General features: G+C 68.0%; 12 protein-coding genes. 10 read left to right on the top strand and 2 right to left on the bottom strand.

What is annotated here, in order from left to right:
• The coding region (locus RT309_RS11275; protein ID WP_313357099.1) for a hypothetical protein at positions 1-964 on the bottom strand (964 nt) is incomplete at its 3' end.
• A gap of 29 nt (positions 965-993) precedes the next feature.
• On the opposite strand from RT309_RS11275, the gene RT309_RS11270 reads away from it, so the two are divergent.
• Positions 994-1,353 (top strand): hypothetical protein, encoded by a 360-nt coding sequence (locus tag RT309_RS11270; RefSeq protein WP_313357098.1) that lies wholly within the window; start codon positions 994-996, stop codon positions 1,351-1,353.
• 14 nt (positions 1,354-1,367) lie between these two features.
• On the opposite strand, the gene RT309_RS11265 is transcribed toward RT309_RS11270, so the two are convergent.
• Positions 1,368-1,955, bottom strand: a complete 588-nt coding sequence (locus RT309_RS11265; protein WP_313357096.1) for an Lrp/AsnC family transcriptional regulator — start codon at positions 1,953-1,955, stop codon at positions 1,368-1,370.
• A gap of 149 nt (positions 1,956-2,104) precedes the next feature.
• Here RT309_RS11265 and RT309_RS11260 point away from each other — a divergent pair, with 149 nt between their 5' ends.
• From RT309_RS11260 to rplI, 9 genes are all read left to right on the top strand, one after another.
• Positions 2,105-3,691 (top strand): ABC transporter substrate-binding protein, encoded by a 1,587-nt coding sequence (locus RT309_RS11260; RefSeq protein WP_313357095.1) that lies wholly within the window; start codon positions 2,105-2,107, stop codon positions 3,689-3,691.
• Positions 3,692-3,705: 14 nt separating this feature from the next.
• Positions 3,706-4,767 (top strand): ABC transporter permease, encoded by a 1,062-nt coding sequence (locus RT309_RS11255; RefSeq protein WP_313357093.1) that lies wholly within the window; start codon positions 3,706-3,708, stop codon positions 4,765-4,767.
• On the top strand, positions 4,764-5,669 hold the full coding sequence (locus RT309_RS11250; RefSeq protein WP_313357091.1) for an ABC transporter permease: 906 nt from the start codon (positions 4,764-4,766) through the stop codon (positions 5,667-5,669). The genes RT309_RS11255 and RT309_RS11250 overlap by 4 nt, the downstream gene beginning before the upstream one ends.
• Positions 5,666-6,460, top strand: coding sequence for an ABC transporter ATP-binding protein (locus RT309_RS11245; protein ID WP_313357089.1), 795 nt, complete (start codon positions 5,666-5,668; stop codon positions 6,458-6,460). The genes RT309_RS11250 and RT309_RS11245 overlap by 4 nt, the downstream gene beginning before the upstream one ends.
• Complete coding sequence (locus RT309_RS11240) at positions 6,450-7,289, top strand: ABC transporter ATP-binding protein (protein ID WP_313357087.1); 840 nt, start codon at positions 6,450-6,452, stop codon at positions 7,287-7,289. The genes RT309_RS11245 and RT309_RS11240 overlap by 11 nt, the downstream gene beginning before the upstream one ends.
• A gap of 167 nt (positions 7,290-7,456) precedes the next feature.
• Positions 7,457-7,822: a 30S ribosomal protein S6 gene (gene rpsF / locus RT309_RS11235; RefSeq protein ID WP_313357085.1), complete on the top strand. Its 366-nt coding sequence runs from the start codon at positions 7,457-7,459 to the stop codon at positions 7,820-7,822.
• A 5-nt stretch (positions 7,823-7,827) separates the two neighbouring features.
• Positions 7,828-8,325, top strand: a complete 498-nt coding sequence (locus tag RT309_RS11230) for a single-stranded DNA-binding protein (RefSeq protein ID WP_191712420.1) — start codon at positions 7,828-7,830, stop codon at positions 8,323-8,325.
• 62 nt (positions 8,326-8,387) lie between these two features.
• A complete protein-coding gene (rpsR, locus tag RT309_RS11225) occupies positions 8,388-8,642 on the top strand; it encodes a 30S ribosomal protein S18 (RefSeq protein WP_307369931.1) in 255 nt (84 codons plus the stop codon).
• An 11-nt stretch (positions 8,643-8,653) separates the two neighbouring features.
• Positions 8,654-9,106, top strand: a complete 453-nt coding sequence (gene rplI / locus RT309_RS11220) for a 50S ribosomal protein L9 (protein ID WP_313357079.1) — start codon at positions 8,654-8,656, stop codon at positions 9,104-9,106.
• Positions 9,107-9,450 lie beyond the last annotated feature (344 nt).

The raw sequence follows: 9,450 nt of genomic DNA, 5'->3' as shown, positions 1-9,450 counted from the left end.
CGGCCGGATGCGAGGCAGCCGCCTCCTGCGCCAGCCGCAGCCGGTCATCCCGCCAGCGCGCCCACTGGTCGAACTTGCCGAGCAGTGCGCCGACGGTGCCGAACAGCCACGCCCAGGTGCTCACGTCGGTGGTCGACACCGGCCGGCGCATGTAGAGGAACAGCCAGTCGTCGACGATCTCGACGTCGAGCTGGGCTGCGTGATCGATGAATCGCGCCATGATGTCGGGCGTGAACAGGTAGAGCGCGTCGGCCTCGTACCCGCTCGGGCAGTACAGCGTGAAGTGCTGGTCGAAGTCGCCCTCGAGCGAGAGCCGCTGGTCTTTCGAGAACGTCGACGGCAGGTTCGAGCCGAGGGAGTTGTTGCCCAACGCGTCGAGCACGATGTTGGGCAGCGGCACGTCGAGTTTCACGGCGACGTACCCCCAGCTGTGGGTGGTCTTGTTCTTGCCCGATCCGGTCGTGTAGCGGTAGTTGCCGAATTCGACGAAGCGGGGATGCTGCCCGCGCACGAGGTTCGACGCCACGCGCGAGTGCCCTCGGTGGAAGATCATGCCCGGAAGCGGCGGGTCGCTGAGGAACGGACGGAACGTCATCGCGTTCGCCTCGGCGAACCGCGCGATCCGGTAGGTGCTCTCGCGTGCGCGGCGGCGCGAGACGACGACCAGCGGGATGACCACCGCGGCGATCACCACCGGCAGCAGCGCCGGCAGCGAGAACAGCGCACCGACCCCCGCCTGTCCGGATGCCAGGCCGGCGATCATCGCGAACAGGGTGAAGCCGATGATCGGCAGGAACACCAGAGCAAACATGGCGGCGACGATCACCACGATGACGATCTGAGCGCCCGATGTCGGGCTCTGCGTCTTGACCGCACGCCAGAACTCGTTCACCGCGCGCGGGTCGACCGGTTCCGTCAGCGGCCGCGTCTCGAACGGGTGGTGCTGCGGCGGCGCCGGATTCATCCGTCCACGGTACCTGCCATGATCGATGGGTGACTCAGACCCGAACCCTGCCCACTCTCGACGGCCGCACGTTCAAGATGGTGTCGTCGACGACGTCGGTCGTCGACCACGACGCCCCGAGCGTGTTCCACTACTTCGAGCAGGACGGTGCGATCTGGGGCGACTACGCCGGCGACACCGTCACGATCGGCCGCTTCGTGGGAACCCGCACCGGCGACACCATCTGGGTGTCGTTCGTGCACGTGCTGGCGGCCACGGGCGAGGTCGTGACCGGCGACGGCGAGAGCGAGATCGAGATCGACGACGACGGGATGCTGCGCCTGGTCGAGCACTACGAGATGCACGGTGCCGCGCAGCTCAGCGTCTGCGTCGAGACCGCCGCGGCCTGATCCGGTCGTCGCGGTCACCGCGGCGGCAGGGCGCCTCGTCCGGCCGTCGCCGGCGTCCACTGGGTCATGCCCAACGGCACCTCGAGGCTGCGCTCGGGCAGGTCGGGAGGAAGCACGAACGGCCGGCGGATCACCTCGTCGAGCACGACGACGCTGACCACCGTGCGCACCTCGGGAAGCTGTGCGATCACCCCGGTCGAGAACTCGTGCACGCCGCTGACGTCTGTCGCGCGGATCAGCAGCATGGCGTCGTGCTCGCCGGTCGTCACGGCGCAGTACTCGATGTCGGGCATCTCGGCGATCTGCGCTCGGAACGACGCCCACGCCTGCGGATACACCGTGACGAAGATCAGCGCCCCGATCGAGAGTCCCGCCTTGGCGGGGTCGACCCGGGCGCTGAAACCCGTGATGACGCCGTCGCTCATGAGCGACTCCACCCGGGTGTACGCGTTGGCTCGGGAGATGCCGACCTTCTCGGCCAGCGCGGCGATCGAAATTCGCCCGTTCTCGCGAAGAAGCTCGAGCATCCGGTACGAGATCGGATCGAGAGCGGCGGCACTTCGTCCAGAATCCCGGTTGTCTTCAGCGTCAGTGCTGGACATTCTGCATCCCAATCTCCATTGTTCGGACAGGCTTTGTCTACATGACGCGATGTCATTGGACAAATCGTCGCACACCATGGGAATCTGATCACGGTCGTCCACCGCTGGATGCCCAGGACTCCCGATCCACCCTGCCAATGGAGGTACCCATGCTGTCGACGCTGCGCACGCCGGCAATCGTCCTCGGAGCGGTCGCGCTCCTCGCCCTGACCGGATGCTCGGGAGGAAACTCTGCGAACAACGACGGCGGAGCGAAGTCCGGTGCCTCCCTGGTCATCGACACCGCGTTCTCGGTCGAGACCGCAGACCCCGGGCACACCTACGACCCGACCGGCAACATGCTCGCCAAGGCGATGTACGAGACGCTCGTCGACTTCAAGGGCTCGGACGTCTCGACGCCGATCCCCGGGCTCGCGTCGTGGGAGGCCAACGACTCCGCCACCGAGTTCACCTTCACGCTCGAAGACGGCCGCGTCTTCTCGGACGGCACCCCGATCGAGGCGAAGGACGTCGTCTTCTCGCTGCAGCGCATCCAGGGCATGGCCGACGCCAAGCCGAACTTCCTCCTCGCCGGCGTCACCATCACGGAGGTCGACGAGAAGACGATCCTCTTCAGCACCGAGACGCCCCTGCTGCAGCTGCCCGCCATCCTCGCCAACCCCGCTCTCGGCATCGTCAACGCCGACGTGGTGATGAAGAACGGCGGGAGCACCGACGGCTCCGACTCCGCGCAGAAGTACTTCGACGGTGCATCCGCAGGTTCCGGCCCCTTCGTGCTCGACACCCTCGACCTCAGCTCGCAGATCGTGCTGAAGAAGAACGACGAGTACAACGGCGACGAGGAGCCGGCCTACGACCGCGTCGTCATCCGCAACGTCTCCGAGAGCGCCACCCAGCTCGCCAACCTCAAGGGCGGCGACTCGATGGTCGCCATGGATCTCAACGGCGACCAGGTCAGCGGTCTCGGTGACGGCCTCAATGTCGACTCGGTGCCGTCCGGCCAGACCATCTTCCTGCTGCTGAACCAGTCGACCGGCGTCGCCGGCGATCTGGCCAACGTGAAGCTCGCCGAAGGCATCCGGTACGCACTCGACTACCCGGCTCTGCTGGAGCTCGCCGGCGCCGGTGCCGAGCAGGCCACCGGTGTGATCCCGCCCGGGTTCGAAGGCGCACTCGGCAAGGGCGTCACCCAGGACCTCGGCAAGGCCAAGGCGGCCTTCGACGCCGCAGGCTACACCGGTCAGACGCTGAAGCTGCAGTTCCCGAACGACTACCCCGTCGGCGGCGTGGAGTTCACGCCGCTCGCCGAGCGCATCCAGGCGCAGCTGAAGGACGCCGGCGTCACCGTCGAGCTCGCCCCCGCACCGTTCGCCACCGAGCTCGACGCCTACGTGAACGGCACCGAGGGCTTCGGCCTCTGGTTCTGGGGCCCGGACTACGCCGACTCCGCGAACTTCCTGCCCTTCGGTCCCGGTCTGAAGGTCGGCCTGCGTGCGGGCTGGGAGCAGTCGGCCAACCCCGAGATCGCCTCCATCGCCGCGGATGCCGCCAGCGCGACCGACCCCGACAAGCGCACCGCCGCGTTCACGAAGTTCGCGGAGACGATGCAGGCGAGCGGCCCGTTCGTGCCGCTGATCGTGCCCGGACGTAACATCGCGACCTCCGACAAGGTCGACGGCGCTGTCTACAACTCCGTGTGGGAGATGGACATCGCCGAGATCACGCCCGCCGGCTGAACGGATCGACCGTGATGACGACAGTGGCTGTGCAGACACAGGCGAGGCGCAAGAAGTCGCCCCTGGCGGGGTACCTGCTGCGCCGGGCTGGCACCTCGGTGCTGCTGCTGATCGGCGTCACGGTCGTGACGTTCCTCCTCACCAACCTGGTGCCCGGAGACCCGGTCTCCGCGGCACTGGGTGAGGGGGCCTCTCAGAATCCCGAAACGCGCGAAGCCTTCATCAAGGCGCAGGGACTCGACCAGCCCCTGTTCGTGCAGTACTTCATCTACATGGGCAAGCTGCTGCGCGGCGACCTCGGCACCTCCCTCGTCACCGGGCAGCCCGTGACCGCGGATCTCGCTACGGCGGTGCCCGCCACGATCGAGATCGCGCTCTGCGCGATCGTCCTGAGCCTCGCGGTCAGCCTCGTGCTCGGCACGCTCGCCGCGTACCGGCGGGGCATGGTCACAGACCAGATCGTGCGTGTGGTCACCCTGATCGGGCTCAGCGTGCCGACCTTCTGGCTGGCGCTGGTGAGCTTCTACGTGTTCTTCCTCAACCTGCGCATCGCGCCGGGGTCCGGTCGCGTCTCGCCGTCGATCATCCCGCCGCCCCGGGTGACCGGGCTGTACACGATCGATTATCTGCTGAACGGCGACGGCGTGGGCTGGGCCGACGCCATGGCGCACCTGGCGCTGCCGGTGATGGTGCTGTCGCTGGTGACGATCGGTCTGCTGACCCGGTTCATCCGCACGTCTGTGCTCGAGGTGCTCGACAGCGACTACGTGCGCGCGGCTCGCGCGAAGGGCCTGCCGGCCATGCGCGTGGTGCTCGACTACGTGCTGCGGGGAGCGGCTCTGCCGGTGCTGACCGTGGTCGGCGTCGCCTTCGGCTCACTGCTCTCGGGCACCGTGCTCGTCGAGTCGGTGTTCGCCTGGCCGGGCCTCGGCACGTACGCCTACAACTCGGCGGCCAACCTCGACCTGCCCGGAATCATGGGCGTCGGCCTCATCGTCGGCGTCATCTACCTGGTCATCAACTTCATCGTCGACCTGCTGTACGGCGTACTCGACCCGAGAGTGAGGATCGCATGAGCTCTCGCGCACCCCGCATGCCCGGGCGGCTCAAGCTGCGCTGGCCGCGCGCCTGGCGCACCCCCCTGGGCGTCATCGGCACCGTCGTCGCCGCGGCGTGGATCCTCGTCGCCTTCACCGCGCAGTGGTGGGTGCCGTTCGAGCCGAACGCCCAGGTGCTGCCCCGCCTGCAGACCCCCGGCATCGACACGCTGCTGGGCACCGACGGCAACGGGCGCGACATCTTCTCGCGCCTGATGACCGGCGCCACCGTCACGATCCCGCTGGCACTCACCCTCGTCGTCGCCGCCCTCGTCATCGGCGCCGTGATCGGCGCGCTCGCCGGGTACTTCGGCGGATGGATCGATGAGACGCTCATGCGCATCACCGACCTGTTCATGGCGTTCCCGACCGTGATCCTCGCGATGGTCGTCGCCGCGTCGCTCGGCCCGTCACTGTTCAACGCGGTGATCGCCGCGGTCGTCGTGTCGTGGCCGCAGTACTCGCGCGTCACCCGCAGCATCGTGCTGTCGCTGCGCAACCAGAACTACGTGATGGCCGGTCGCCTGCTCGGCCACTCGCCGGCACGCACGCTCGTTGTCGACATCCTCCCCAACGTCGCCGGCCCGCTGCTGGTGCTCGCGACGCTCGACATCGGTGCGGCGATCCTGCTGCTGTCGGGTCTGTCGTTCCTCGGTCTGGGCGCGCAGCCGCCCACGGCCGAATGGGGTTCGATGATCTCGGCCGCGATGCAGAACTTCGACGCGTGGTGGCTCGGAGTCTTCCCGGGCCTCGCCATCCTCACGGTCGTGCTCGCGTTCAACTTCCTCGGCGACGCGCTGCGCGACATCCTCGACCCGACCGCCGAGGTGACGCACGAGAAGCAGACCGAACTGGTCGCATCGAGCGGAGGCGGCGCATGAGCATCCTCGACATCCGCGACCTGACGGTCGACATCGGCCGCCCTCTCGTGAAGGGCCTCTCGGTGCAGCTCGACGCCGGGCGCATCCACGGGCTCGCCGGAGAATCCGGGTCGGGTAAGACGCTGACCGCCATGGCGGTGCTGGGCCTGCTTCCGCGTCATGCGCGGACCGGCGGCTCCATCCGGCTGGGGGACACGGAGCTGCTCAGCCTGGGCCGGCGAGCGATGAACCGCATCCGCGGTCGGCGTATCGCCATGGTGTTCCAGGACCCGTCGTCTTCGCTGCACCCGCAGATCCCGGTCGGGCGTCAGCTGACCGACCACATGCGCGTGCACCTCGGGCTGCGCGCAGCGGCCGCCCGCCAGCGCGCCGTCGAGCTGCTCGAGCGCGTGCAGGTGCCGAACCCGGAAGAGGCGCTGCGCCGCTACCCGCACCAGTTCTCGGGCGGCCAGAGGCAGCGCATCGCTATCGCCTGCGCTCTCGCCTGCGATCCCGAGGTGCTGCTCGCCGACGAGCCGACGACAGCGCTCGACGTGACCGTGCAGGCCGGCATCCTGACGCTGCTGCGCGAACTGGCAGACGAGCGGCAGATCGCCGTTCTGCTCGTCACGCACGACCTCGGGGTGATGAGCGCGATCGCCGACGTCGTCACCGTGATGAAGGACGGCAGGGTCGTCGAGCACGCCGATCGAGAGACGCTGTTCCGCGACCCGCAGCACGAGTACACCAGGCAGCTGCTCGCCGCCCTGCCGGGTTCACGCATCGAAGGAGGCGACGATCATGGCGCATGAGACCGTCCTCGACGCTCAGGGCATCGTCGTCCGCTACCCCGGCAATCCGCCCGTCGTCGCGGTCGACGACGTGTCGCTTCAGGTGCATGCCGGTGAGACCGTCGCCCTCGTCGGAGAATCCGGCAGCGGCAAGTCGAGCCTCGCCCGCGCCGCCGTCGGCATCGAGAAGCTCGCGGGCGGCACAGCCCGCTTCCTCGACGGCGAGGTGACGCCGCTGCGCGTGCGCCGGCGCCCGAAGCACCTCACCGGCATCCAGATGGTGTTCCAGGATCCGTCGACCTCGCTCAACCCCCGTCGCCGGATCGGCGACCAGGTCGCCGACGGCATCGCCACCGCGCGAGCACGCGGTGCGGAGGGCTCGACGGTCGAGGAGTGGCTCGAGAAGGTCGGCCTGCCCACGGCATCCGTCTCGAAGTTCCCCCACCAGTTCTCGGGCGGTCAGAAGCAGCGCATCGCGATCGCGCGGGCGCTCGCCGCTCGCCCGCAGCTGCTCGTCGCCGACGAGCCGATCTCGGCTCTCGACGCGTCGACCCAGACGAGCGTGGCCGCGCTCATGCGCGATCTCGTCAAAGAGGCGGGTGCCGGGATGCTGTTCATCTCGCACGACCTCGCCGTGGTGCAGCGCATCGCCGACCGGACGTTCGTGATGTTCGGCGGGCGTGTGCTCGAATCCGGGCCGACCGCGCAGCTCTGGGCCGACCCGCAGCACCCGTACACGCAGGCGCTGCTGGCGGCGATTCCCGAGCCCGACGGCGCGGGGCGCATCCCCGTAGCCCCGTCCGCCGCCGAGCGGGCGATCTGGGCCGACGTGCCCGCCATCCAGCGCTGACCACCCCGCGTCGGTGCCGGTCGGCGGCATCCATGTCGATCCGGTAGACTGCTGTGGTTGTCTGCCCGTCGGCATCCATTCGGGAAGCCGCGACAGACGACGTGCTACACACCCTCCTGCTTCCGGGAAAGTCCCGGGAGCCGTTCTAGTCCGAAGGAGGTGGGTAAGTGACGCACCAGTACGAGCTCATGGTCATTCTGACCCCCGAGCTGGACGAGCGCCAGGTTGCCCCCAACCTCGACAAGTTCCTGAAGGTCATCACCAACGATGGTGGCTCGATTGACAAGGTCGACATCTGGGGCAAGCGTCGTTTCGCCTACGAGATCAACAAGAAGAACGAGGGCATCTACGCCGTCGTCAACTTCACCGCGACCAGCCAGGCCACGGACGAACTCGACCGTCAGCTGAAGCTGAGCGAGCTCGTGTTCCGCACCAAGGTCCTGCGTGCCGAAGAGGCACAGGCCATGGTCGCCGCCGAGGCCAAGCGCGCCGCCGACAAGGCTGCCCGCAAGCCCAAGGTCGCAAAGGCCTAGGGAACATGGCCGGCGAAACCGTCATCACCGTGGTGGGCAACCTCACCGCAGATCCCGAACTGCGCTACACGCAGAACGGCCTGCCGGTGGCGAACTTCACCATCGCCTCGACCCCGCGCACGTTCGACCGTCAGGCCAACGAGTGGAAGGACGGCGAAGCGCTGTTCCTCCGCGCGTCGGTGTGGCGCGAGTTCGCCGAGCACGTGGCGGGTTCGCTGACGAAGGGCATGCGCGTCATCGCGCAGGGTCGTCTGCGTCAGCGCTCCTACCAGGACCGCGAAGGCAACCAGCGCACCTCGATCGAGCTGGAGGTTGACGAGATCGGTCCGTCGCTGCGATACGCGACGGCACAGGTCACGCGGGCCGCATCCAACGGCGGCGGTGGGCAGTCGCGTCCGCAGCAGCAGCAGCAGGTCTCGGACGAGCCGTGGTCGACCCCCGGCTCCTCGAGCGCTGACGCCTGGAGCACTCCGGGCAGCTTCGGCGACGACACCCCGTTCTGAATTCCGGGTCCCTGAGCCGGTCGAAGGCTCGGGCATCCGATCTCATCTCTTAAGGAAGAAACATGGCTGGAAAGTCGAGCGGCGACCGCCGCAAGCCGCGGAAGGGTGGCAAGCCCACCGCTCCCGCGAAGTCCATCCGGGTCGGTGTCATCGATTACAAGGATGTCGCCACCCTTCGCAAGTTCGTCTCGGAGCGCGGCAAGATCCGCGCCCGTCGTATCACCGGTGTCTCGGTGCAGGAGCAGCGTCTGATCGCCAAGGCGATCAAGAACGCTCGCGAGATGGCCCTGCTGCCCTACGCCGGCGCTGGCCGCTGAGGGGTACCGACATGGCAAAGCTGATTCTCACGAACGAGGTCGCCGGGCTGGGTAGCGCCGGTGACGTCATCGAGGTCAAGAACGGGTACGCCCGCAACTACCTCGTCCCCAAGGGCTACGCCGTTGCGTGGACCCGTGGTGGCCAGAAGCAGGTCGAGTCGATCCAGGCAGCCCGCAAGGCCCGCCAGATCCACGACCTCGACGAGGCGACCGCACTCAAGAACAAGCTCGAGGGCACCAAGGTGCGTCTGGCCGTCAAGGCCGGCGCCGAGGGTCGCCTGTTCGGCTCGGTGAAGACCGCCGACGTGGCCGACGCTGTCGCCGCTGAGGGCCTCGGCTCGATCGACAAGCGCAAGGTGCACTTCGCCGCTCCGGTCAAGACGACGGGCGAGCACGAGGCGACGGTTCGTCTGCACGACGACGTCACCGCCGTGATCACCCTTCAGGTCATCGCCGCGAAGTAATCTCGCCGCACCAGCAGGCCCCCGACATCTCCGGATGCCGGGGGCCTTCTGCGTGCCTGGGGGATTGTGTGCTTCTTGGCCCGGTGCGAGGTCAAGAACGTACGTTTCGCGGCGCGTTTGTGTACGTTTCTGACCTCGGCAGGTCGGGTGGGGCGGATGCCGGGGCGAGGTCGGCGTCGGCGTTGCGGTGCGAGGTCAAGAACGTACGTTTCGCGGCGCGTTTGTGTACGTTTCTGACCTCGGCAGGTCGGGTGGGGCGGATGCCGGGGCGAGGTCGGCGTCGGCGTTGCGGTGCGAGGTCAAGAACGTACGTTTCGCGGCGCGTTTGTGTACGTTTCTGACCT

It is taken from the genome of Microbacterium sp., assembly GCF_032084865.1.
Classification (GTDB): domain Bacteria; phylum Actinomycetota; class Actinomycetes; order Actinomycetales; family Microbacteriaceae; genus Microbacterium.
Note: the sequence above shows the minus strand (reverse complement) of the source record. Positions and strands in the feature narration are given on the sequence as shown.